This window comes from Borrelia turicatae 91E135, from assembly GCF_000012085.2.
GTDB classification, from domain to species: domain Bacteria; phylum Spirochaetota; class Spirochaetia; order Borreliales; family Borreliaceae; genus Borrelia; species Borrelia turicatae.
Map to the genome: position 1 here is coordinate 690,080 of NC_008710.1, position 25,126 is coordinate 715,205.

Consider the following 25,126-nt stretch of genomic DNA (forward strand, 5'->3'; position numbering starts at 1 on the left):
TTTATAACGGTTTATTAATATTTTGCTACTGATAGCTATTTATTTTCATTTTTTTTTATATTTGGGTAAAAAAGTAAGGTTTTTATTTTTGAGTTTATCTTGATTTTATTATCGAAATTGTTATTAATTGGGAGTAATAGCAAATTTAAACTCAAAGAATAATTTTTCAAATCTTCAGCTTTTATTGTATTGTAAGATCCTCCTATATTTAAAATAAACCATCTCTTAAAACCTCTTTTTGCGATTTTATAATTAATTGTGTATATAATATGTTTTTCGATATTTAAAAAACTTATGAAAAAATTACTGTTTTGATCGTTTCCTTTAGATATTAAGAATTCTGTGCCATTAATGTATCCTTTTATGTCTTTTTTTGTTTCAATAATTTTTTCATAAGTATCAAAATCATTGTATTTTGCAGTAATTTTTAAGTTTGTTCCTTTCTCAACTTCGAAAATGGGTATTTCTAGACTTGAATATTCAAGTAAATAATTTGTGTTACTGAGTTTTAGGCTTTTATTATTACAAGTTATAACAGAAGGCCATGCTATTTTAATCGATATAAAAAAGCTTGCAAGGTTTTCGTCTAGGAAGAAATCAATTATTGATTTTTCTTTTGTATTGAAATTTAAGTATTGCCTAATTCCTACGATTTTTTCATTTGAAAATGAAAATGAACTTTCAATAGTTGGTTCTATAATTATATCTTTTTGTGATAAGATTTTAATGTACGTTCTGCAAGAATCTAAAAATTCAGCTTTTCTCTCTTTATATTTGATTTTGTTTAGTTTGCCTTCTTCAAACTTTACATGGTATTTTTCATGAGATAGTGTAAAATTGCCCTCCATGTTATATTCAATATTTTTACTTGTAATAGGTTCTAGATTAGTCGAATGATATTCAAAATTTTTATTAACTAAAAATTCTTTTAAAGAAATTTCATTTATTTGATATTCTTTTAATCTTTTGTTTTGAAATTGTAGTATTATTGCTTGTTCTTTTAATGAGTTAAATTCTGGGATTTCTAAGAGCTCTGTGGTTATTTTTTTGCCTTCTAAATTTTGTATTTTAATACTGTAAAAGTTTGCATCTAGTCCTTTTAAAGATAGTAAAAAGTTCTTTAATTCTTGATTGTTATAGATGTCTTTAATTTCATGAAAGTAAATAAGCGTATCAATATTTTGTTTTTGTGTTTCAGGTTCTTGAATTTCTGATAAAAATTGACAGTTATTTTTATAGAAAACTAAATATTTTTTATTATTTTTTGCAATTCTTATTCCTTCTATATAGTTAAAATTCAGTTTTCTATATAGTTCAAGTACTCTCTTCCTTAATTTTTCCATATTGTATACGTAAAATGTATGTGGATTATCCTTAAATAAGTCTTTATATCCACTTTTAAATGGGTTTTTTAAAGACCAGTATAGATCTACGTGTATTTCATCATGTAACATGTATTCATGGGGGCTGCCGCTGTATGTACTTGGAATATAAATATCTTCATTATTTTTGAGTCTGTTAAAGAACCATTCATTTAATTCTGGATTTAGTTTTAAAATTTCAAAAAAATATGTTGGGAATATCCAATGTATCTTATAGCTGAGATTTTTGTTTTCAATTAAATATTTGGTATTTGATAAAATGGAATATAATTTACTCTCAGCAAATGCAGTTATTGAAATGATAACAATATAAGTTCTTGAATTTCTAAATTTTCTAAACATCATAAAAAATCTTTACATAAGTATATATTAGATTAGTATAACTGGTATTGATTTTACAGTAAATTGCTGCAAAGAGGTTTCTTGATTTTTATGTTATTTTGTCTTGATTAATGAGTAAAAAAATTTTATATTTTTATAGTGATATGTATGAAGTTCATACTAACTTTATAATGTGATATTTAATTTAACTTTAAATTTTATGCTTAAAAGGAGTCAAATTTATGGCTAAGGACATATATTTTAATGAAGATGCTAGAAAAAGTCTACTAAGCGGTATTGAAAAATTATCAAATGCTGTGAAAGTAACCCTTGGTCCTAAGGGGAGAAATGTTTTAATTGATAAAAAATTTGGTTCTCCTACTGTTACAAAAGATGGAGTGAGTGTTGCTCGTGAAATTGAGCTTGATAATGCGCTTGAAAATATGGGAGCACAACTTTTAAAAGAAGTTGCAATTAAAACAAATGATCTAGCTGGGGATGGAACTACTACTGCTACTGTACTTGCTTATGCAATTGCAAGAGAGGGTCTTAAGAATGTTTCTTCTGGGATTAATCCAATTGGAATAAAAAAAGGGATAGAGCATGCTGTGACTTTAGCTTCTGAAAAAATTCGTAAATCAGCTAAAAAAATCACTACTAAGGAAGAAATTGCGCAGGTAGCATCTATTTCTGCAAACAATGATACTTCCATAGGTGAAAAAATTGCTGAAGCTATGGACAGAGTTGGAAAAGATGGAGTTATTACTGTTGAGGAGTCAAAGACTTTTGATACTACAATCTCTTATGTTGAGGGCATGCAATTTGATAGAGGATATTTATCTCCTTATTTTTCTACAAATAAAGAAAATATGAGTGTAAGCTTTGATGATGCCTATATCTTAATATGTGAGAAGAAGATTAGTACGATTAAAGAACTTTTGCCAGTGCTAGAAAAAGTTTTAAATACAAATAAGCCTTTGTTAATTATTGCTGAAGATATTGAGGGAGATGCTCTTGCTGCACTTGTTCTAAATAGTGTTCGTGGAGCTTTGAAGGTTTGTGCAATTAAAGCTCCTGGGTTTGGTGACAGACGTAAGGCAATGCTTGAAGACATTGCAATACTTACTGGAGGAGTGTTTGTTAGTGAAGAATTGGGACTTACTCTTGAGAATGTTGAACTTGAGCAGCTTGGTCAGGCTAAATCAGTAAAAGTTGATAAAGATAATACTACAATTATTAATACTGGAAATAAAGAGCAAATCAAAGAGCGTGCAGAGCTTATTAAAAAACAAATTGAAGAGACAAGTTCTGAATATGATAAAGAAAAACTTCAAGAACGTCTTGCAAAACTTGTTGGTGGAGTTGCTGTTATTAATGTTGGTGCTGTTACTGAGCTGGAACTTAAAGAGAAAAAACATAGGGTTGAGGATGCTTTATCTGCAACTCGTGCTGCTGTTGAAGAAGGTGTTGTTCCTGGTGGTGGGTCAACTCTTATTGAAGTTGCTATGTATCTTGATACAGTTGATACAAGTAAACTTAGCTATGAGGAGAAGCAAGGTTTTGAGATTGTGAAGAGAAGTCTTGAAGAACCAATGAGACAAATAATTGCTAATGCTGGATTTGAGAGTTCTATTTATATTCATCAGATTAAAACTGACAAAAAAGGACTTGGTTTTGATGCAGCGAGTTTTAAATGGGTAAATATGATTGAGAGTGGTATAATTGATCCTGCTAAGGTTACAAGAAGTGCTCTTCAAAATGCGGCTTCAATTGCAGGATTGCTCTTGACAACAGAGTGTGCTATTACTGAAGTTAAAGAGGAAAAGAGTAATGCTGGTGGTGGATATCCTATGGATCCTGGAATGGGAATGATGTAAGTTAGTTTTACACAAATTTCTCCTTGATTAGGATGTTTATTGCAGTAAGGAGCTAGATTTGAGTGAAAATGAGTTTGTCTTTTGTATAGGTTATGATGGTTCTAAGGCAATAGTAGATAAAGAGCTTTTAAGTCAGCATAAAGATAAGAGTGTAGAGGAGCTTTGCGAACTTGGATTTTATAGAAGTGCTTTTAGCAAGGCTCTTTATAAAAATGATGATACTCTTATTGAGTACTTAATTGACAGGTATAATAAGATTAGCAAATCTAGTTATAGTAAAAGAGAGGAGCTTGAGCTCCTCTTTGGAGTAGTTTATCCAGGTAATATTGCTAGTATAAAAGTTACTTATGTTTAAATGTTAGGAAATTTTATGTTTTTATTGCAAGATTTTAGCCATAGCAGTAGTTTTTTTAGGAGTTTATTGGTTTTTATTCCCGTAATTGCTATATTTTGGTTTTTAGTAATATCGCCTCAGCGTAAAGAAGAGAAGAAAAAAAAGGATATGATCAAAAACCTTAAAAAGGGTGATAAGGTCTTAACTATAGGTGGAATTTTTGGGATTGTTAAAAAGGTTAATGATTCTGAAGTTATACTTGAACTTAGTCCAACTTCAGAGGTAAGGTTTATAAAAAATTCAGTTGAAAGAGTTATTCTTGACGAAATTAAAGATAAAAATTAAGGCGTTAGAAGCGATTTAATATATAATATTAATTTGAATGTTCATTTAGCATGATATTTAAGTTAAATTAATGTAATAAGGGTGTTATTTATGAATAAAGTCTCTAAATTTATATTAATACTATGTGTGACATCATTTGCTTATCTTTTAATATTTCCTACTCTAAAATGGTATTTTTTTACTAACGATGAGGATAAAAAAATTAGTTTATATTCAAAAGAGGCTTTAAGGGATTATTCTAAAAATAAGGCATTGAGTTCACTTATTGAACTTAAAAAGTTGTATCAAAAGAATCCTAATGCTCAAATTCCAGATGATTTGAAGTATTTAATTCCAATTGCTCAAAATAACTATAAGATTTATGGAAAGGAGTTTCCCAAATCTTTTGATAATGTCAAAGTCTTAAGAGATGGGTTTTTAACAGATGCTGATATTGAAGAACTTAGTCTTGAAATTTATAGGTATTATGAAGAGATAAAGAGGAATAAAAACAGAATAATACAACTTGGACTTGATTTGTCTGGAGGAATGAGTGTTACTATTTCTCTTGATTATTCAGGTCTTGAACAAAAATTGGGAAGAACTTTGAGTTTTCAAGAAAAGGAAGAAGCTTTTGACCGTACAATGCAAATACTTAAAGATAGAGTAGATACCTTTGGGCTTACAGAGCCTAAGATTACGAGGGAAGCAAGTGGAAATAAGATTTTCTTAGATGTTCCAGGAGAAAGGGATGAGAAGCGTGTTGATTCTCTTTTAAGTGGTAGAGGAAATTTGCTCTTTTATGTGGTTGATAATGAGGCTACTTCTGTTCTTAATACTAAAATACTAGAAGCTGGACCTCTTTACTCAATTTCTGATATTAAAAATAGCATGGGACTTGGAGAGAATAAGAAAATTTTTCCTTGGTATGTTAAGGATTCTTATGGTATTGATGATGAATCTACAGTTCGTTATTATGTTGTTGATTCTAGTGTTGAGAGTTCGTTTGATGGTTCCCATATTAGTGATGCTGGGGTGTTAAACGATCACAAGACAGGTAGAGATGTGGTTACATTTAATCTAGATAATGAGGGAAGTGAAAAATTTTTTGAAATTACCAAAAAAAATATTGGTAAGGCTTTAGCTGTAGTTATGGAAGGAAAAATTAAATCAGTAGCTAATATTAGTCATGCTATTGCTGGTGGAAATGTTTCAATTCAGGGGGATTCTTTTGATAAGCGCGAAGCTAGTGAGCTTGCACTTGTTTTTAAAACAGCAGCTTTTCCAGTTGAAATAAAGATAGATGATTTAAGAGTTATTGGACCTACTATTGGAGAAAAAACAGTTAAACTTGGAATAAAAGCATCTCTTCTTGCGCTTGTTTTGGTTTTCTTATTTATGTTGGCATATTACAAGATAAGTGGTTTTGTAGCGGGTTTTTCATTGGTTATTTATAATTTATTTTTAATATTGGCAATTTTGTCAGCATTTAACTTTACTTTGACTCTTACAAGTATTGCAGGTCTTGTGTTAACGATGGGTATGGCTGTTGATATTAACATAATTATTTATGAGCGGATTAAGGAAGAGATTAGAAATGGTCGAAAATTTGAGAGAGCATTTGATGATGGATTTAAAAAAGCTTTTTGGGCAATAATGGATTCAAATATTACAACATTTATTGCTGTGCTTTTTTTAACTCTTCTTGGAACCGGGACTATTCAAGGTTTTGCTTGGACTTTGTCTATAGGGATTGTAGCATCACTTTTTAGTAGTTTAATCTTTTCAAGGTTTATTTTGGAATTTATTATGTCTTTTAGTAAAAGCAAATGTTTAAGTATCTCTTGGAGTTCAAATTATGCAAAAGGTGTTTAATTTTTTAAAATATGGAAATAAAGTTATTATAGTTAGTTTTTGTATGATTTTATCAGGTTTTATTTATACTTTTATGTATCATGGTGGTTATAATTGGGGAATAGACTTTTCTTCAGGAGTTAACATTAATTTTGTAATAGATAAATCAGGTATTAAAGATTATGATATACAAAGAATACTCTCTTCAGTTTATAAAACATTTGATGTTAATAAAATTATTTCAAGTGATGAGTCTAAGAGTCAGTTCTCTATTATAGTGAAGTCAGACATTACTGATTATGCTTTAAAAAAAGAGATTCACAGTACATTAATTGATAAATTGAATACTGAGTTTGGTGCCAATGTTGAAATTCTTGATTCTTATTTTATTGATTCGAATTTTTCATCTATTTTAAGGACAAAATCAATGTTATTGGTTTGTTTAACATTTACACTTATTTTATTTTATGTGGCGTTGAGATTTAGGTTGAGTTATGCTGTTGCATCAATATTTGCAACGATACATGATATACTTTTTGTAGTTGCTTTTTTAGGGATATTTAGGATAGAAATAAATAGTTCAATAATCGTTTCTATATTGACAATTATTGGGTATTCTTTAAATGACACGATAATTATTTTTGATAGAATTAGGGAAAATTCTAGGAATATGACAGATACTTTATTTTTAAATATTTTAAATGTAAGTATTAAGCAAACTTTATCAAGAACTATTTTGACATCTATGACGACATTCGTTGCTGTGCTTTCTATTTATGTGTTTACTGAGGGAGCTATTAAAGATTTTTCTCTAATATTTATGGTAGGTGTTGTTGTTGGTACTTATTCTTCAATTTTTATAGCTTCTCCTATTCTTTTAAGTTGTTATAAAAAAATTAAATAGATGTTTTGTTATAATATTATGATATGAAGTTTCTTGATTTTGGTTCATTAGGGTTTTATAGGTTTTTTGATTTTCAAAAACATTTAAATTTTAGTATTTTTAGATATAGTTTAATAAATTATTATTCTTATAAGGAACAGTCAAGTCTTATTAATGATGCCAATTTGCTTAAAAGTAAGATTATCTTTTTAGATAAAGTTCATAAAGATATTGCTAGAGTTGCTAGTACTTCTTCAAAGTTAAATGATAGTTTAAATATTAATAAGAAAATATTTTGTGATGCTTTGGTCATTATTAAAAATTTGATAAAAAAATATTATCCGTCATCAGAATTTTTAAATTTGGAATATGATGTACTTTTAAGTAATGAAGATACTTTTAATAAATTTTTAGATAAACTTAGATATTTGAATTTTAGGGTAGATCTTAAGAAAAAGATTGAGGAATTTGATAGAAAAAATAAAACCCCATATTCTTGCATAAAAATTGCCACTTTTTTTATTAAAGAAGAGTTTTTGGAAAGATTGGCAAATACGATTGATTTCTTTTCTAATGAGGCTAATAATAGTAGTTTGGATTTAATTAATAAGGAAATTGATGAGTATTGTGAAAAGGTGGAGCAGGTTAAGGTAAGTGAGTATATTAAAGATACACATAAAAAATTTGTTATAGAATATGCAAAAGAAAGAATATCAAAAATTATGAAAGATCATAGTCTTGATATATCTAAGTTGCTTGTTAAAATTTCTTTATTAGATATTACTATTCAGTGTTTTGAGAGTTATTATTTGAATTTATTAGAGACCCTTAATATTCTTTTGTCTATAAGTAATATTATTGAGATTGGTTTAGATGAATTGCCAGGTGCTATTTTTAATGAGTGGAATGAGTTTATTTATTTGCGTAGAAAAGAGTTTCAGAAACTTGTTTTAATATCAGATTGTGTTTTTCAGAAAAGGATAATATCTATTATAAATTCCGGAGGTTGGAAGTTTACTTTCTTTAGTCTTTCTCCTCGTCAAGGTGATATTATTCAATTTTCAGTAGATGTTAATAAAAATTTTAATAATATTGAAGATGGAATTAAGGAATATGAACTTAAAATAAACAGGTTTAATGATTTTAAGCTTGACTGGGAGAAAAGCTTGAAAAATTTTGAGCATTTATTTGTTTAAAATTTCTAATTATATATTTCTTTTAGTCGTTCATATATTTTTTTTACTTCATCGTTAATGATTTTAGGAACATCTACTATTAGTTTAACTCTGAGATCCCCTTTATTGGTATTGCCAAGTGCAGGCATGCCAAGACCTTTTAAACTTAGTATTTCTTCATTTTTTGTATCTTTTGGAATTTTTATCTTTATTTTTTTACCTTCAATTGTTTCAAAGACTTTTTCACTACCCAAAGCTATTTCCCATGGATATACATTAATTTTTGTTTCTAAATTTCGTTCTTTTAAAGTAAAATTTTTATAACTTGATATTTCAAATTTGATAATTAGGTTACTTCTTTTCCCAGAAATTGGATTTATGTTTCCCTTTCCGTTAAACTTTAATTTAGTAGTCTCAATTGTTCCCTTTGGAATATTAATGTCAATTTTTTCGTTGTTTATTAATATTGATTTTTTACCCCCCATATAAGCGTCATATAGTGAAATTTTAATAGTTATCTCTGTATCTTTAAGTGTGCCTCTTGTAGCTCCTCCAAAAATATCAGAGAATAAATCGAAGCTTTCAAAATTATGAAAGTCAGTATTCTTAAATCCTTTACTAAATCCCTCTGTGTTGAAATTATTATTAAAATTTGCACTTCCAAAATTATCATAATTGGCTTTTTTTTGAGGAGATGAGAGAATTTCATAAGCCTCATTTATTTCTTTAAATTTTTCTTCGGCAAATTTGTTTCCTTTATTTTTGTCAGGATGATATTTTATAGCTAATTTTTTATAGGCTTTTTTGATTTCTTCTGTTGTAGCGTTTTTGTGTATTCCAAGTATGTTGTAATAGTCTTTAGACATTCAAACCTCTTGTTTTTATTTTTCGTGTTATATTGAAGTTATTTAAATTCATTATAATTGATGCTATCATTATATATATTATAATTAAACTTAAATTTTTTAAAGGCTGTTTATAAAGTAGTGAATTTTTTGCGTTTAACGGATTTAAGTATTTATATTGATCTCACCAAGTGTTTTAGTTATGTTTTTTTTGATAAAATATTGCAAGAATTGTCTTATTATTTAAAGGTTTTGGGGTCTCCACAAATTAAGACTCTTTATATTAAATACGAAACTTCAGGGCTTGGTAATGATTCTGATTTAGAATCTTTTTTAACTTCTCTATCTCAAAATTTTGATTTTCTTACATTGGATGAATTTACCTTTGAATTACATCCTTTAGAGATTACACTTTCGCTTTTAGCAATTTTAAATGATTTTTCTGTTAGTAGGATTAGTATTGATATAAAGAGTTTTTCTTCAAAATTGTTAAAAGTGATGGGTGTTTATGAGATATCTGTAGCTGAAATAAATAACGCAGTAAATGGTATTCGTAAATTTGATTTTGATTTGAATATTGACTTAAATGTTAATATTCCTTATCAAGAAAAAATGCATCTTAGGAATGATTTAGTAAAGTTAGTTGCATGTGCTCCTGAACATATTTGTCTTTCAGAAATTCTAGTTGATGGGGAAAATTGTATTATTGATTTTTTTAAAGATGTTTCTTCCAATTATAATGAGGCTAAGGCTGAAGATTTTTGGTTTTATGCTTTTGATTTTTTGGAATCCAATGGCTATATGAATTATGAGATTTCAAATTTTGCCTTAAAGGGGCATGAGAGTAAACATAATTTGCGATATTGGGAGCTTAAACCATATTTGGGTCTTGGGGTAAATTCTGTTAGTTTGCTTGTTATTTCCAAAGGTGATGGTCTTAAGGCTGTGATTAAGATGGATGATAATTTTTTAGGTGTTGGGAAATCTACAGCAGCTTTTGAGATTTTAAGTGATTTAGATTTTTTTATTTGTCATTTTATTACAAATCTTGGGACTAAGAAGGGTCTTGAAGTTTCTGTTTTAAAGCGTAGATTTATATATAATCAGGAAGATTTTTGTAATTTTATTAATTATCTTTTGAGATTAAGTAAAGGAGTTGTTTTTAGCAATGATATTCTTTATTTGGATGGACATGAAAGATTTAAATTGGATTTTTATCTTCGGTTGATTAGAGAATATTTAGTTAGCAATTCTTTTAAAGTGAATTTTAAGTTTCTTTAATCTGTCCATTTTGATAGTATATGATCTTAGTGTTTTGATGGTTAAAAATACCAATTTCAAGTATTCCTGGGAGTAATTTAAAGTATTTTTCAGCCCCTTTAGGGTTTTCGACATTCATTTTTACATCTAAGATGTAGTTATTATTATCAGTTATTATTGGTCCTGATTTAGACTTACAAGTCCTTAAAACAGGGTTAAAGTTCATGTTTGCTAAGTTTGCTGTAATAAATGCAAGAGCATCTGGAACAATTTCAATTGGTACAGATGCTCTTGTTCCTAAAGTTTGTACAATTTTTGTTTCATCTGCAATAATCAATAATTGATGAGAATTATATGCCACTATTTTTTCCATTAGATGAGCTGCTCCACCACCCTTTATTAGGGCTTTTGTTTCTAATAAAATTTCATCGGCTCCGTCGATTGTTATGTCTATATTTTTGCTGAGTTTTGTAAATTTGGATTCATATGTAATATTTTCTCTTGCAAGTAAGTATTTTGTATCACTACTTGTTGGGTAAAGTTTTAGGTTTTTTAAGTCCCCAGATTTTATTTTTTTGCTTAAATATTTAATTGCATAAAAAACCGTTGTTCCTGTTCCAATTCCAAGGTGCATGTTGCTTTTTACATAATGATCAATTGCGTATTGTGAAACTAACTTTTTTTGTTCTTCCATTATGTATTATCCTTAATCATATAGATTTACTTATAGACTTGTAGGGTAAATTATATCATTAAGAATAATATAATCAATAGTATTAGATTTTTAGTAAAATCTTTTAATAACGTATTGTATTTATGGTTGTGAGAGAATTTTTGAGTATTAACATTAGTTAGATTTTGTGTTAATTTATAATTGATAAAGTGTTATTAAAGTAATAAAAACATTTCTTAGGAGATTTTATGTATAAATTAGTTTTAGTGCGTCATGGTGAGAGTGAATGGAATAAAGAAAATCTTTTTACAGGCTGGACTGATGTTAAGCTTTCTGAGAAGGGTATTTCTGAAGCTTTAGAGGGCGGTAGAGTTCTTAAACAAGAAGGCTATTCTTTTGATATTGCTTTTAGTTCGGTATTGGTAAGAGCTAATGATACTTTAAATATTATTTTGCGTGAGTTGGGTCAATCTTATATTGATGTAGAGAAATCTTGGCGACTCAATGAAAGACATTATGGAGCTTTGCAAGGGTTAAATAAGGCTGAAACAGCTGAAAAATATGGCGAGGATAAGGTTTTAATGTGGAGACGTAGTTATGATATACCTCCTATGCCTTTAGAAGAGTCTGATAAACGTCATCCAATTCATGACTTGAGATATAGAGGGATCCCTAAAAGTGAACTTCCTTCAACGGAATGTTTAAAGGATACTGTTGCAAGAGTTATACCGTATTGGACAGATAAAATTGCTAGAGCTATTATTGAGGGAAAAAAGGTTATTATTGCTGCTCATGGAAATTCTTTAAGAGCTCTTGTTAAATATCTTGATAATATGAGTGATGATGATATTTTAAAGCTTAATATTCCTACTGGTATTCCTTTAGTGTATGAACTTGATAGGGATTTAAGACCTATTAAACATTATTACTTGGGTGACGAGGATAAGATTAAAGCGGCTATGGAATCTGTTGCTAATCAAGGAAAGAAAAAATAAAGAAGTTATAAAATACCATTGATAAAAAGAGATTGTTTAAATTAATAATCTCTTTTTATTTTATTTATAAGTCATTTATTATTAAAGCTAAATATAGTGTTTTACAATTTCTTCAAATTTTTGAATACCAATTGCTTTAATAAATCCTGCTAATTTCGGTCCTTTGTCTTTATTAATTAATATATTGTAAATTTGTTTAAAGAATAATGGGGGGTCAATGTTATTGCTTCTTGCGATATTATAAATTTCATCTTGAATTTCTTTTTCAGTGATATTGTTGAAATCTTTTTTTAAAAAATTTAGTAATTGTGTTACTCCTTGTTTGTTGCTATCCAAGGATTCAGTGTTGTCGAATGTGGTTCTTAGTGAAAATTTAAATTCTTCAGGTGCAAATTTTTTGATCCAGTTAATGCAACAATCAATTTTGTTTATAAGTTTTTCTTTTTGGTTTTCTTTTACATCATGTAAAAGTTTAAAAATTTTATCTTTGTTCCCTTCAAAAATTTGACAAATTACGCTTAAGTGTCTAAAACCAATTTGATATGGAATTTCTTTATCTGGTGCTTTTGGTTGAGATAGTTCGTAAATTCTTTTAAAAGCTTCTTTTTTACTTTCTTTAATATCGTCAATTCCATAATATACTCTTTCAAATTTATCGTAATCTTCATAAATTTTTATTACATCAAGATCGAATGATATTGAAAATTCTGTGTTGGGTTTTGTTGATGCAAATAAGAATCTTGTGACTTCAGGAGTATATATTTCAAGGACATCTTTTAATGACACGACCTCTCCAGATGATGAAGATATTTTCCCACCACGTCCTTTGATTGATATAAAATCATACTGAAATGTTATGGGCGGAGTTCCTCCAAAAATTTTTACAATTTCTATTGAGGTGTCAAAACTTCCCCCACTACTATGATGATCTTTTCCTGCAGGTTCAAAATCAACGTTTTCGTATTTCCATCGCATTGGCCAGTCTATTCTCCATGGAAGTTTTGCAGCCCATGTTTTTCTTAAATCGAGTGATTCTTTATTACCGCATTCGCAATGGTATTCAATTGAATAGCAATGATTATAATTTTTTACTGTTGTAGTATCTCTGTCGCATTTAGTGCAAAAAATACTAATAGGGTACCAGTTGTCAGCGAGTTTTGTTGTTCTATATTTATTAAGGACTTTTGCTATTTCATCTTTATGATCTAGTGCAAACTTAATTTGATTTGAGTAATCACTTGACATATATTTTAGACTTTGGTTTATAAATTCTGGCTTAATACCTACAATAGGTAGATATTTTTCGAATTCCACTTCGTTTGCTCTTGCATAGCTTGATTGATTAGTTTTGGTGTCAGGAACCCTTGTGATTGCTTGTCTTAAATGAGTTGTCAGTAATTCTTGATCAGGCATGTTCTTAGGTACTTTTCTAAATACATCATAGTTATCCCATGAGTATATAAATCTTACATTTTTGTTTGCATCTTTTAATGCTCTTGCTACAAGGTCAACGGAGATTACTTCTCTAAAGTTTCCAATATGCACAGTGCCTGATGGAGTAATGCCTGATGCAACTGTATATTGTTCCTTTTCACCTTTTTCTTCTATGATTTTTTTTGCATAGAAATCTGCCCAGTGTGCTGTTTTCATAAATATTACCCCTATTTAAGACTTGATTTTAGCATTCTATGTTTTTTGTTTCAAGATTTTAAAGAGATGTTTTAAGATGTTATTGTGTTAATTGATTAAATTTTTAATTAGTTTAGGGTTTTTGTTCCAATTTTTTCTTAATTTTACTTGTAAGAATAAATCGCATTTCTTTTCAAATATTTCTGATATTATCTTTCTTGCTTCTTCTCCAATTGTTTTTATTCCTTTGCCTCCTTTGCCGACTATTATGCCTTTTTGACTCTCTACGGCTACAATAATATTTGCTTTAATAAAAAGTTTGTTTTTTCTATCTTCTAAGATTTCGATCTCTATATATAAAGAATATGGTAGTTCTTCTTTTAGTTTTTTAATCGTTACGCCTCTAATTATTTCACTAGTTCTTAAGTTCATTTCTTGATCTGTATAATATTCTTCTGGATAATAAAGAGGTCCTTCTTGGAGATTTTCATAAATCTTATCTTTAATTTCTTCAATATTGATTTTTTGTTCAGCAGAGATTTTTATAATATTGTCCTTTTTAATTCCTTTTTCTTCTAAAAATATCATTATTTCTCTTTCTTTTGTTTTTTGAATATCAATTTTGTTGATGACTACTAAGAAATTAATTTTGGATTTACTGATAATTGTTAATATTTCATTCTCTTCAATGCCAGGTTTATCTTGAATGTCAATTACATAAAGAATTAATTCTGTTTCTTTAATTGCAGAATGTACGTTATGCATCAGTGCTATATTAAATTGCTTTTTACTTAGATGAAATCCCGGTGTGTCTATGAAAATAATTTGACCTCTTTTATCTGTAAATATTCCTTTTATTTTGTTTCTAGTTGTTTGTGGTATGGATGAAATAATTGATATTTGGTGTTCACATATTGAATTTAAAAGTGTAGATTTCCCTGTTGAAGGTCTACCTATTATTGATACAAATCCTGATTTCATTTTAGTCTTCCTATTTAAATATATTAATATATTTTATATGATAATTAATATATACAATTTTTAAGCATTGTGTTTAAAGGATTATAGTTTGAAAAAAGTCAATTTTGAGGTTTTTTGTGAACATTGTGGGGGAAAGGTTGAACTTAATAAGTCTGTGTGTTTAAATTGTCACTCTAAACTAGGCGATCTTGAATGTCCAAATTGTAGATATGTAGGTATTGTTTCTGCATTTGAGAATGGTTGTCCAAAATGTAGTTATAGTCCTTTAGAAGGACAGTCTCAAGAGCGTATTTTTAGAATGAGACGGCGATCAAGATTGAAGGAGTCCAGAACTAGTAATGATTTTTTAAAGTCGAGATTCTGTTTTGGATTTAATGTTAGTGTTATGCTTTATTTATTTGCGAGTTTTTTAATAGTTTTGCTTTTTGTTTACATTCTTTTTTTCTAAGGATGAAGTCATATGGGAATTACAGTTTTTTACTTGTTTTCTGTTTTTTTATCTTTTAAAATTGGAGAGAATGTTAAATTTGTTGAGGATAATGTTCGTCAAACTTCTATTTTGTATTCTGATATTGAAGAAGTTGAATTTCCTTATGCTAAAACACAAATTTTAAAATTTAAAGGTAAAACTCCTATAAGGTATGCTTACTTTAGTTTTGATAACGATAGGCTTTATTCATATACTTTTGTTTTTGATAAAAAGTTGATTTCTCAATACTCTATTGTTCTTAGTATCAGGGAAAAATTTGGCGATGCTATTGTTGTAACTCCTTTCAGTTATATTTGGGATGTTGGTGATTCTATTATTGCTTTGAATAGTAATATTTTAAGGATGACATTAAAGTCTTATGTTAATAAGGAGCGTTGATTCTGAGAGCTCTTTTTGCATTAATTTTTTATATATCGTGTGCCAATCATGTATATGATAAAGAAATTATTATTAATGATACTAAGTTTTTTGTTAAGCTTGCGCTTGATGAAGTTACTAGAGCTAAAGGGTATATGGGAACTGAGAGCATAAATGAAAATAATGGTATGCTTTTTATTTTTAAAGAAGAGAAGAATTTATCTTTTTGGATGAAAGATACCCCTGTACCACTTGAGATTGCTTATATTAATTCTGTAGGTGTTATTAAGGAAATTTACAGTTTAGTTCCTTTTTCACAAAGGGTTGTAAATTCTAGGTATAAGGTCAAGTATGCTCTTGAGGTTCCGGAAGGTTCTTTTTCTAAATTTAAAATTAAGGTAGGTGACAGAGTAAAATTTAATTTTGATGTTAATTCTTTAAATGTAGAATAGTTACTCGGCTTTTATTTTTTGAAGCTCTTCTTCTGCATGGTCTTTCATTTTTTCTTCATTGTGTAAGGTATCATTATCAATTTCATTAGATGTATTTTTAGTATTGACTTCTATGTCATTACCCTTTATTACCTTTTTAAAGATGGATATTGTTGCTGCGACTTCTTCAAGAGCATCAAGTAGAAAGGTTTCTTTTGCATTTTCTTCAGCTTTGACAATATATACTAAAGAATTATTGCCCCTTTCAGGGTCATGAATGATTTCCCATGATCCTAAAACTCGGTTATTGTAGCTATCACTCATTAGAGATTCTGATATTTCTTGAATTTTGTTTGAATTGACATCGAATATTTCTACAATTCCAAATATTTCTCTTGTTTTTGAATTTTGATATGAATTTATTTTTGATCGGACTATTATTTCTGTTTTTGTATCATTGATGATTTTTGATACAATAAAATCATTTTCTTTGTCTATTCTGTATTCAATTTTGTTATTATCAAGTATTTTTTTTATTCTTTTGTCGTAGGTTACATTTTTATCTTTGCAACTTATCAATGTTATGAGTATTAAAACGGCAATAACTATGCTATATTTTAATTGATCGATGTTTAAAATACTTATTTTTAACATTTTAGTGCTTATCATATAGTTATTATAGTTTAATTATAAGGATTTTTGAAGTAAGTTTATGTATTTTAAGAGTAATGACTATTCTTATACAGTTATTCAGTCTAAAAATAATTATGTACAAAAGTCAACTTTTGGAATCTCTTTTGTAATTTTAAATAGGGGTACAAAAATTTTTAGAGAAGATTTATTTGGATCTCTCTCTAATTTTGATTTTATCAGAGAAATTATTTCTATTGAAAAGCAAAGTAATAGAAATTCTCTTCAATTTATTTCAGAGAGTTATGATAAATTGAAGTTTATTTTACTTTCTGATGATTTGAATTCTGGCGAGAAGGTCAACTTAGCTATGAAAGAATCCATTTGTAGTTTTGTTTTTGTGTTGCAAAGTGATATGTATTTGTTAAATCCTTTTTGGATTCCTAATATATTTGATGAAATAGTTAAAAAGAATGTGCTTCTTGTTGGTGGAGAGTTTTTTGACAAAGAAGAGGAAGTTGTTCCATCAGTTTTTATTCCCACTATTGATGAACAGCAGAAATTGAAGGTAATTTTGATAAATTCTGAGAGGGATTATGAGAAAAGTTTAATTACTATGGATTATTGTGGTCTTTACTCTAAAGAGAGATTTGTTCAACTAGGGGGGTTTGATAGAAGAATTAAAAATGAATATTTTCAAAGATTAGATTTTGGGCTTAGGGCTATTTATTTTGGGGAAAGTGTCCATATCTATAGGAAACTTCGCATACAATATACCGCTTTAAATGTTCCAGAAGATTTGACAAAAAATAGAAGTTTTTTGATCTTTTTGCTTAAAAATTATGTTCCTATTTTTATTGGAAATGGAATAAAATTTTCGTTCTTTAGATTTTTGAAACTATGCTTAAGATATGGCATTAACCCTTTTAAATTTGGCAGAGAATTTAAAGAAATCAAACATGAAATTACTAAAAATAGCTTAAGGTTTAAAGGTGACTTAAAGAGTGCAATTGAACTTTGGGAAAATAATATTATTGATTAATTTAATCTTTGTTTATTTTTTTTTAGAGGCTCAGGAAGTTGATTACGTTAATATTCTGGATTCACTTGATAGTAAGTTTTTTAAGTTTAACTTTAATATTGCAAATGATATTCTTACAATTGAACATGAGAAGGGACATCTTAAGCTTAAAGTAGGTTTTGAATATGGTCTCTCATCTGTTGGTTATTATATTTATGTAGATCCTATCCTTCTAAAGGACGGAGAGATTTTGATAACCAAGAGGGCTTTGATGCAGATTGAAAATCATTTTAGAGCTTTGCAAAGTTACAGTAAGCCACGAATAATGTCGATAGTAATTGATCCTGGTCATGGCGGACATGATAGAGGAGCTGTTGTAACTCATAAAATCAATGAACATGATATTACTTTTTTAGAGAAAGATTTTGCTCTAACTTATTCTATGCATTTATATAAAGTCTTGAGTAATTATTTTTTAGACAGGAACATTTTATTAACACGTGTAGATGATGTTTTTGTGCCATTGCAAGATAGGTCTGAGCTTGCGAATGCAATTAAACCAGATTTTCCACATAATGTTATATTTTTATCAATACATGTGAATAATGCGCCAAATCCTGAAGCTAGGGGAATTGAATTTTGGTATCTTCCCCAAGATTCCAAAAGAGAAGTTGTGAGAAATTTTAAAGGATATGATATTAGAGGTAATAGATACTTGAGGGAGCTTAATGATATACTAGATATTAAGTATAAATATGAGTCAAAAAAATTAGCTGAAATTTTATATGAGACTTTTATTGATGTTTTATGTGAGACCAAAATTCGATCAATTAGAGAAGAGCAGTGGTTTGTGATTAAAAATAGTAGTATGCCTGCTGTGTTAATTGAAATTGGGTTTTTATCTAACATTGCTGATGCTATGTTAATTTTGGATTACAATTATATGAGTAAGATAAATATATTAGTACTTAAATCTTTAATTAGGTTTATTGAATTTTATGAAAAATAATTCTATTTATTGTAGTTTTTTTAGTCGTAATGGAGCAAAATATTCATTTGAGATACTAATTGCGCTTTTATTGTTAAGTTTTATATTTTCTTTATGTATGATTTTTTTAAATTATGAGAATATCTTCTTTAGGAAAGTTTTCTATTTTTATTGTGAAAATGAATTGATTGCTGATTTAAGATATTTAAAGGAGAAAAAAACTCTTAAAGAGAATTTGGATTTTTTAGTTAAAGATTTTCTATTGGGTAATAGTAAGGGGTTTTCTTTGCAATTTGGCACAAGGAACGTAAAATTTTTGTATTCTTTTATAAGTAATGATGTATATTTTATAAATCTTTCAAAAGAGTTTTATAATTCTTTTGAAAATGGTGGTTATAATGACTCTGATAAACTGAGAGTAAATTTGTTTGTTAAATCTTTAAAAGAAACAATTGATTTTAACTATCCTGGAAATGTTAGAAAAATTGTTATTTTTATTGAAGGGTATGTTCTAAATGTTTAAGGCATTTTTAGGCAATCTCGGGTATACTGTAAGTAAAAATTAAAAATAAAAAGCTATAAATTATTTTATAGAAGGAGTTGATTTTTATGTCTAAAGTAAAAAATATTGTTTTTATTTTATTTTTTCTTATTTTCTTAAGCTCTCTTTTTGGACAAGAAGTACCTGGCGCATCATCAGGTGATAATTCTGTGAAAAATGAGCCTGGTGAATTAGTTCTTGATTTTGCAGAACTTGCAAGAGATTCAAGCCCAACTAAGCTTGATCTTACAGATTATGTTGAACTTGTGTATTCTGGGGCTTCAAATATTGTGAAGGCAGAAGATATGGTCTTAGATCTTGGAATAAGTAATTGGACTGTTCTTTTAACCCCTTCATCTAGGATGCAGGCTTATGTAAAAAATTCTGTTGTTGCTCCAGCTGTTGTTAAGGGTGAATCTAAAAGATATGCAGGCGATACAATCTTAGGTGTGAGAGTATTATTTCCAAGTCATTCTCAATCTTCTGCAATGATTTTACCTCCATTTAAGATTCCTTTTTATGCTGGAGAAGACGGTAATCAATTTTTAGGTAAAGGTTTAATTGACAATGTTAAAACTATGAAAGAAGTTAAGGTTACTGTTTACAGTTTGGGTCATGAGGTCGATCTTGAAGTTTTATTTGAAGATATGAGTGGGATGGAATATGTTTATCCTTTAGGTACCTTAAGATTTAAAGGTTGGGCAGATTTGGTGTGGTCAAATCCTAATTATCTTCCAGGCATAAGTGCTATAACAGGTAAAGATAATATTCCTAACTATCCTCTTCCTTCAAGTAAGATGAGATTTAAGGCATTTAGAGTTTCAAAGTCTCATAGCTCAAAAGATCAGAATTTGATTTTTTATGTTAAAGATGTAAGGGTTATTTATGATAAGTTAAGTGTTTCTTTGGATTCTGATATTGATAATGAATCTGTATTTAAGATTTATGAGACACGTGGGGCAGAATCACTTCGAAAATTAAAAGCACAGGAAGCTCTTAAGAAAGTTTTAAAGATTAAAGAAGATGTGTCAATGCCAGATGAGTCTTTTCAAGATTTCTTAGAAAAGGGTAGTAATGATGAATCTGGAGCACGTACTAAAGAACAATAAATTTAATTTGTTAATAGGGCTGAATCTTTAAGATTTAGCCTCTATTAAGATAAAGTAGGAAAAATAAGCTAATGCTAGATTCAGAAAACAAAGAGCTTTTAGAGATTTTTTTTGAGGAGGCTCAGAATCTTGTAGATACTCTTGAAGAGAATATTATGTCATTAGAGGATGACCCTAATAATGCAGAAACTATTGATGAGATATTTAGGGCGGCGCATACTCTTAAGGGCGGTTCAGCTTCTGTTGATATGATGGAACTTTCAGGTTTTACTCATGTTGTTGAGGATGTATTTGATGCTATTAGAGATAACAAATTAAAGATATGTAATGACCTTGTTGATTTACTTTTAAATGCACTTGATGTAATAAAAGGCATGCTTGATGCACGTCTGAATGGAGATGTTTATTTACAAGATGTAAGCGAGCTTAAAAATAAATTAAGAAGGTTTTTAGGAGACGAGCATCAGACAGTTTCCGAGATATCTTTAGAGAATATAAATGATGATGAATTTTTGCTTTCTTCCCGTGAGCTTAGTGATATGTGCGAAGTTGTTGGACTTGGGCAAAAAGTTTTAAAAGTGAGTATTTATTTTAATAAAGATAATCCTATGGCTACAATTGCTGGTATACAGATGTTTCAAGCTTTAAAAGATTTAGGACCAATTCTGTATACGGTGCCTAATTATGAACAGCTTATTGCAGATAAGTTTTTAAGAAGAGTAGATTATTATTTAATATCTTTAAATAAGAATACTATTGAGGAAAAGATCAAATTGTCTGGTGTTGCTTTGAGTTATGCAATTGATGAATTTGATATTGATAGTGAGTTGGCAAAAACAGAGGCAATTGAAAGAAATACTGTTGTTTATGATACTCTGTCTGAAGGAAAAGTGCGGCTTTCTAATGATGAGCTTATAAGTTTAAGAGAGCGTGTTGGTGATGCTAAGTTATTTGAGGTAAAGTTAAATTTCAATAAAGATAATCCTATGTCAACGATTTCTGGACTTCAGATGTTGCAGGCGTTAAAAAGTTTAGGAGAAGTTTATAAATCTATTCCCGAAGATTTATTAGCTGATAAATTTTTTGATTTTATTGTATATTATTTAATATCAGATACCTCAGTGGATAGTATTTCTAAAAAGGTAGATTTGTCAGATGTTGTTGTTAGTTTTGATATTAACGAAGTTGATTTAAAAAATATTAAGGATGTAAATTTAAATACCGAAGTTGGTAGTTATGCCTCTTCTAAGGAATCTAAGAAGACAACTGTAAATGTCAATTTGATTAGAATTGATAGTAAAAGAATAGATTCCATATTAAACCTTGTGAGTGAAGCCGTTATAAGTAAGTCAACTTATAATCAAATAAATTCTGATATGACCTCTTTCCTTTATAGTTTTAATTATTTTTATGATTATCAAGAAAGTTTTCGCAATAGTTTTTTGGTAGATTTAAAGATAATTTTTAAGGATATGGGTTTGGAATTGGAAAGCTCTCTTGAAAACCAAATAGCAAATTTGGTGGAGCATAAGCTTGATAGAACTTTACAGGATATGGTAGGTTTAAGAGATTTACTATTTAAAATTCTTCAAGATTCTAGATTTGCCTCTGGTAGACTCTCTAGGATAATTACTGATTTGCATGAGAGTGTTTTAAAGACAAGAATGCTACCAGTTTCTAGTATTTTTTCAAGATTTGCAAGAGTGGTAAGAGACCTTTCAAAGAAGCTAGGCAAGATTGTAGAGCTTAGTACTGAAGGGGAAGATACGGAAGTTGATAAATCTGTTATAGATGATCTTGTAGATCCTTTAATGCATTGTGTTAGAAATTCTATGGATCATGGTCTTGAAACTGCTGATGAGAGACTTAGCAAGGGTAAAGATAAAGCTGGTCATATAATTTTGCGTGCCAAGAATGAAGGTAATGTGATATCAATTGAGATTGAGGATGATGGAAGAGGTATAGATCCAGATATTATTAGGCAAAAATCAATTGAGAAAGGTTTAATAAAAGAAGATATGGTTTTATCTGAGAGTGAGATTTTGAACTTAATTTTTGAACCAGGATTTTCAACAGCTAGTCAGATTACAGATGTTTCTGGCAGAGGCGTAGGACTTGATGTTGTTAAAAATAATATTAAGAAATTAAATGGAACTATTGTTATAGATTCAAAAGTTAATGTTGGTACTACTTTTAAAATAAAGCTTCCTTTAACATTAGTGATTGTGCAAGGTCTTCTTGTAAAGTCAGGCAGTGAGATTTATGTTATTCCTTTAAATAGTGTTCTTGAAACACATAGAATTAGCGAAGAAAATATTAAGCTTCTTGAAAATGATCATGAAGTGTATAATTTAAGGGAAGAAGTTATATCTGTGCTTAGACTTGATGAGCTTTTTAATATAAATAACGATCAAAACCTGTATGAGAAGTTTTTAATAGTCATTAGCGTTAATGATAAAAAGGCTGGGATAGTTGTGGATTCTATTCTTGGAGAAGAAGATTTTGTTGTAAAACCTATTAAAGATAAGTATGCTTCAAGTCCCGGCATAGTTGGAGCTACTACACTTGGTAATGGTAAGGTTGTCTTAATTATTGATGTATTTAGGCTTTTTGACCTGAAAGATATGAAAGGATAGTCTTATGATGGAAATAAAAGAGATATGTTTAGGGGATCATAATGTGAGTAATCAGGTTAAAGGACCTACTCCTGTCAATTTAGATTTTAAAGTAGTTTCTTTTAATATTGGAAATGATAATTATCTTGTAGATATTATGCAAGTTAAGGAGATTAGGAAATCTAGTAATTTTACATATGTCCCAAATGCTAAAAAATATGTAGTTGGTCTTGATAATTTAAGAGGAGAAATAATCTCTATTATTGATTTGAGAATAATGTTTAATTTAGAAGTCCTTAAGAGAAATCTTGAAGATATTATGGTTCTTAGGAATGGTGATTTATTAATAGGAGTTATTGTTGATAAGGTTAATAATGTTTTTTCAATTGATTCTTCTTTAATTCAAGATCCTCATCCTGTTTTGTCCCAAGAAGCACTTATACGTTACATAAAGGGAGTAGTTGAGTATGGTGAAAAGTTATATATTCTTCTTGATGTTGATAGAATTTTTGATTATGATAGGGAAGAAGAAATTTTATTGGAAGATAGCAGAAATTATGATGAGATAGATGCTTCTGGAAATGAGAATAACTCATTGTCTTATAGCAATAATTTTTTAGAATTGTCAGAATCATCTGTTGGTGATCTTGCGACATCGTCTAAGAGTGATTTAGATGATTTAAAGGTTATTAAAGAAAATCTTTTTAAATATTCTTTCAATGCGTCTTTAGTAAATGATGAATTTTTAAAGGAAATCGGTATGCAATTAGATATTGCAAATATTAATGATTTATCTTATGATAATTTTTTAGGTGAATTTTATTCAAAATCATCAGGACGCTTATGGGATGACAGATATTTGAAAGAATTTCAGGATGAAATTGTTAAGCCATATATTAATGAAATGAGTGGTGTTGGTACTGTTTTAAATGTTTTTGAGGTTGGATGTGGTGATGGAAAGGAGACAATATCTTTTGTGAATGTTTTATATGAGTCTTATAAAGATCCTTTTAAGGTAACAGCTATTGATAATAATTTAGTTAAAGTAATTGGCACTTCTAATTTGATTTTCTCAGGGTCTGATATTAATTTAAGCGAGATTTATAGAAAAAATTCCTTTGAGCAGAGTCCGGGAGTTTATAAATTCAAGCCGGAAATTATGAATAATATTTTATTTGAATATTCAGATGCTATTTTATCAGAATTTCCAGAAAATTTGGGAATTATTTTTTTAAGGGATATTTTATGTTTCTTGAATGATGATGGGCAGAATTTAATTCTGGATGCGATTGCAGAAAAATCTGTGAGCGGTGCTCTTTTAATTTTAGGAGATAATGAAGAACTTAAGAACAATGATCTTTTTGTGAAAGATAGATCTGTGAAATATTTTAATTTGTATAAAAGGATTTAAAGGAGAAATTAATGAGAATAGATTATATAGAGCCATTTTTAGATGCTGCTTCTTCAGTTTTAAGGGATATGTTGCTTGTTGAAGATATTCAGATGGGCAGTCCTGGACTGAAGTCGATAAATCAAAAAATAAGAGGTGTGTCTGTAATTGTGGGACTTGCAGGTTCTGTTGAAGGTAGTATTATTATTGATATGGATATTGATACCGCGCTTTTTGTTGCTTCAAAGTTGAATTTTGAGGAGTATGTTGATTTTGATGATGAAGAGACTAAAGAGATGGTAGCAGCAACTCTTACGGAAGTTGGTAATATTATTGCTGGCAATTTTGTTACTACTTTGCATGCTAAGGGTTTTGTATTTGATATAACCCCACCAGCTTTTATTTATGGAGAAAATATGAAAATAAGTAATAAGGGTTCTGAGGCATTAATAGTTCCCTTTACTTTACCAGATGGTAAAATTATCGAAGTTAATATTGCAATAAGAGAGAGGGTTTGATATGATTATGAAGTTGAAAATACTTATTATGAAAGAAGAGGGTTTAATATGATCCAGAAAACTACAATTGCTGTGGATTCTTCAAATAAACCAAAGGGGATCAATTATGACACCGGAGTTCCTTTTAATGTTTTGATTGTGGATGATTCAGTTTTTACTGTAAAGCAACTTACACAAATTTTTACTTCTGAAGGATTCAATATTATTGATACTGCTGCTGATGGTGAAGAAGCTGTGATTAAATATAAAAACCATTATCCTAATATTGATGTTGTTACTCTTGATATTACTATGCCCAAGATGGATGGGATAACTTGTCTTTCTAATATTATGGAATTTGATAAAAATGCTAAAGTAATAATGATTTCTGCTTTAGGAAAAGAACAGTTGGTGAAAGATTGTTTGATTAAAGGTGCAAAGACATTTATTGTGAAGCCTCTTGATAGAGCCAAGGTGCTTCAAAGAGTGATGTCTGTGTTTGTTAAATGAAATAGTATGTGTTT

At 28.8% G+C, this 25,126-nt stretch carries 25 protein-coding genes; 19 read left to right on the forward strand and 6 right to left on the reverse strand.

Going from position 1 to position 25,126, the window contains the following annotated elements:
- Window positions 1-35: 35 nt before the first annotated feature.
- The gene (locus tag BT0_RS03280; RefSeq protein ID WP_041178581.1) at window positions 36-1,724 is read right to left on the reverse strand and encodes a hypothetical protein; all 1,689 of its coding nucleotides are present in this window, start codon (window positions 1,722-1,724) and stop codon (window positions 36-38) included.
- 221 nt (window positions 1,725-1,945) lie between these two features.
- Here BT0_RS03280 and groL point away from each other — a divergent pair, with 221 nt between their 5' ends.
- The 6 genes from groL to BT0_RS03310 all read left to right on the forward strand — a co-directional run bounded on the left by groL (window position 1,946) and on the right by BT0_RS03310 (window position 8,171).
- The gene (groL, locus tag BT0_RS03285; protein WP_011772584.1) at window positions 1,946-3,580 is read left to right on the forward strand and encodes a chaperonin GroEL; all 1,635 of its coding nucleotides are present in this window, start codon (window positions 1,946-1,948) and stop codon (window positions 3,578-3,580) included.
- 58 nt (window positions 3,581-3,638) lie between these two features.
- Window positions 3,639-3,935, forward strand: a complete 297-nt coding sequence (locus tag BT0_RS03290) for a hypothetical protein (protein ID WP_011772585.1) — start codon at window positions 3,639-3,641, stop codon at window positions 3,933-3,935.
- A 15-nt stretch (window positions 3,936-3,950) separates the two neighbouring features.
- Window positions 3,951-4,259 (forward strand): preprotein translocase subunit YajC, encoded by a 309-nt coding sequence (gene yajC / locus BT0_RS03295; RefSeq protein ID WP_041178582.1) that lies wholly within the window; start codon window positions 3,951-3,953, stop codon window positions 4,257-4,259.
- 90 nt (window positions 4,260-4,349) lie between these two features.
- Window positions 4,350-6,113, forward strand: coding sequence for a protein translocase subunit SecD (gene secD / locus BT0_RS03300; protein ID WP_041178511.1), 1,764 nt, complete (start codon window positions 4,350-4,352; stop codon window positions 6,111-6,113).
- A complete protein-coding gene (gene secF, locus BT0_RS03305) occupies window positions 6,097-6,996 on the forward strand; it encodes a protein translocase subunit SecF (RefSeq protein ID WP_011772588.1) in 900 nt (299 codons plus the stop codon). The genes secD and secF overlap by 17 nt, the downstream gene beginning before the upstream one ends.
- Window positions 6,997-7,019: 23 nt before the next feature.
- On the forward strand, window positions 7,020-8,171 hold the full coding sequence (locus tag BT0_RS03310) for a hypothetical protein (protein ID WP_011772589.1): 1,152 nt from the start codon (window positions 7,020-7,022) through the stop codon (window positions 8,169-8,171).
- Between the two features lie 5 nt (window positions 8,172-8,176).
- Here the strand turns inward: BT0_RS03310 and BT0_RS03315 are convergent, their stop codons facing one another.
- On the reverse strand, window positions 8,177-9,016 hold the full coding sequence (locus BT0_RS03315; RefSeq protein ID WP_011772590.1) for a DnaJ C-terminal domain-containing protein: 840 nt from the start codon (window positions 9,014-9,016) through the stop codon (window positions 8,177-8,179).
- Between the two features lie 120 nt (window positions 9,017-9,136).
- On the opposite strand from BT0_RS03315, the gene psgB reads away from it, so the two are divergent.
- A complete protein-coding gene (psgB, locus tag BT0_RS03320) occupies window positions 9,137-10,276 on the forward strand; it encodes a HemN-related non-iron pseudo-SAM protein PsgB (protein WP_011772591.1) in 1,140 nt (379 codons plus the stop codon).
- Here psgB and rpiA read toward each other — a convergent pair.
- Entirely contained in the window at window positions 10,263-10,949 is a 687-nt protein-coding gene (rpiA, locus tag BT0_RS03325) for a ribose 5-phosphate isomerase A (RefSeq protein ID WP_011772592.1), read from the reverse strand. The genes psgB and rpiA overlap by 14 nt on opposite strands.
- Before the next feature lie 227 nt (window positions 10,950-11,176).
- Here rpiA and gpmA point away from each other — a divergent pair, with 227 nt between their 5' ends.
- Complete coding sequence (gene gpmA / locus BT0_RS03330; protein WP_011772593.1) at window positions 11,177-11,923, forward strand: 2,3-diphosphoglycerate-dependent phosphoglycerate mutase; 747 nt, start codon at window positions 11,177-11,179, stop codon at window positions 11,921-11,923.
- Window positions 11,924-12,010: 87 nt separating this feature from the next.
- Here gpmA and lysS read toward each other — a convergent pair whose 3' ends face one another.
- Window positions 12,011-13,573, reverse strand: coding sequence for a lysine--tRNA ligase (lysS, locus tag BT0_RS03335; protein WP_011772594.1), 1,563 nt, complete (start codon window positions 13,571-13,573; stop codon window positions 12,011-12,013).
- Window positions 13,574-13,660: 87 nt separating this feature from the next.
- Window positions 13,661-14,533: a GTPase Era gene (gene era, locus BT0_RS03340; RefSeq protein ID WP_011772595.1), complete on the reverse strand. Its 873-nt coding sequence runs from the start codon at window positions 14,531-14,533 to the stop codon at window positions 13,661-13,663.
- Window positions 14,534-14,621: 88 nt separating this feature from the next.
- Here era and BT0_RS03345 point away from each other — a divergent pair, with 88 nt between their 5' ends.
- The 3 genes from BT0_RS03345 to BT0_RS03355 are packed head-to-tail and all read left to right on the forward strand — an operon-like array spanning window position 14,622 to window position 15,832.
- Entirely contained in the window at window positions 14,622-14,981 is a 360-nt protein-coding gene (locus BT0_RS03345; RefSeq protein WP_041178512.1) for a hypothetical protein, read from the forward strand.
- A 12-nt stretch (window positions 14,982-14,993) separates the two neighbouring features.
- Complete coding sequence (locus BT0_RS03350; RefSeq protein ID WP_011772597.1) at window positions 14,994-15,401, forward strand: hypothetical protein; 408 nt, start codon at window positions 14,994-14,996, stop codon at window positions 15,399-15,401.
- Entirely contained in the window at window positions 15,398-15,832 is a 435-nt protein-coding gene (locus BT0_RS03355; RefSeq protein WP_011772598.1) for a DUF192 domain-containing protein, read from the forward strand. The genes BT0_RS03350 and BT0_RS03355 overlap by 4 nt, the downstream gene beginning before the upstream one ends.
- Here the strand turns inward: BT0_RS03355 and BT0_RS03360 are convergent, their stop codons facing one another.
- Window positions 15,833-16,465 carry a hypothetical protein gene (locus BT0_RS03360; RefSeq protein WP_181005555.1) on the reverse strand — a complete coding sequence of 211 codons (633 nt, stop codon included), beginning with the start codon at window positions 16,463-16,465 and terminating at the stop codon, window positions 15,833-15,835.
- Between the two features lie 58 nt (window positions 16,466-16,523).
- On the opposite strand from BT0_RS03360, the gene BT0_RS03365 reads away from it, so the two are divergent.
- The 8 genes from BT0_RS03365 to BT0_RS03400 all read left to right on the forward strand — a co-directional run bounded on the left by BT0_RS03365 (window position 16,524) and on the right by BT0_RS03400 (window position 25,112).
- Window positions 16,524-17,483 (forward strand): hypothetical protein, encoded by a 960-nt coding sequence (locus tag BT0_RS03365; protein ID WP_011772600.1) that lies wholly within the window; start codon window positions 16,524-16,526, stop codon window positions 17,481-17,483.
- Window positions 17,476-18,471, forward strand: coding sequence for an N-acetylmuramoyl-L-alanine amidase family protein (locus tag BT0_RS03370; protein ID WP_181005558.1), 996 nt, complete (start codon window positions 17,476-17,478; stop codon window positions 18,469-18,471). The genes BT0_RS03365 and BT0_RS03370 overlap by 8 nt, the downstream gene beginning before the upstream one ends.
- Entirely contained in the window at window positions 18,461-18,973 is a 513-nt protein-coding gene (locus BT0_RS03375) for a hypothetical protein (RefSeq protein WP_041178583.1), read from the forward strand. Before BT0_RS03370 ends, BT0_RS03375 begins: the two co-directional genes overlap by 11 nt.
- An 86-nt stretch (window positions 18,974-19,059) precedes the next feature.
- Complete coding sequence (locus tag BT0_RS03380) at window positions 19,060-20,100, forward strand: flagellar filament outer layer protein FlaA (protein ID WP_041178513.1); 1,041 nt, start codon at window positions 19,060-19,062, stop codon at window positions 20,098-20,100.
- A 71-nt stretch (window positions 20,101-20,171) separates the two neighbouring features.
- Window positions 20,172-22,736, forward strand: coding sequence for a chemotaxis protein CheA (locus tag BT0_RS03385; protein WP_011772604.1), 2,565 nt, complete (start codon window positions 20,172-20,174; stop codon window positions 22,734-22,736).
- Between the two features lie 7 nt (window positions 22,737-22,743).
- A complete protein-coding gene (locus BT0_RS03390; RefSeq protein ID WP_041178514.1) occupies window positions 22,744-24,126 on the forward strand; it encodes a CheR family methyltransferase in 1,383 nt (460 codons plus the stop codon).
- An 11-nt stretch (window positions 24,127-24,137) separates the two neighbouring features.
- Window positions 24,138-24,623: a chemotaxis protein CheX gene (locus tag BT0_RS03395; RefSeq protein ID WP_011772606.1), complete on the forward strand. Its 486-nt coding sequence runs from the start codon at window positions 24,138-24,140 to the stop codon at window positions 24,621-24,623.
- A 48-nt stretch (window positions 24,624-24,671) separates the two neighbouring features.
- Window positions 24,672-25,112, forward strand: a complete 441-nt coding sequence (locus BT0_RS03400) for a response regulator (RefSeq protein ID WP_011772607.1) — start codon at window positions 24,672-24,674, stop codon at window positions 25,110-25,112.
- The last annotated feature ends 14 nt before the right edge of the window (window positions 25,113-25,126 follow it).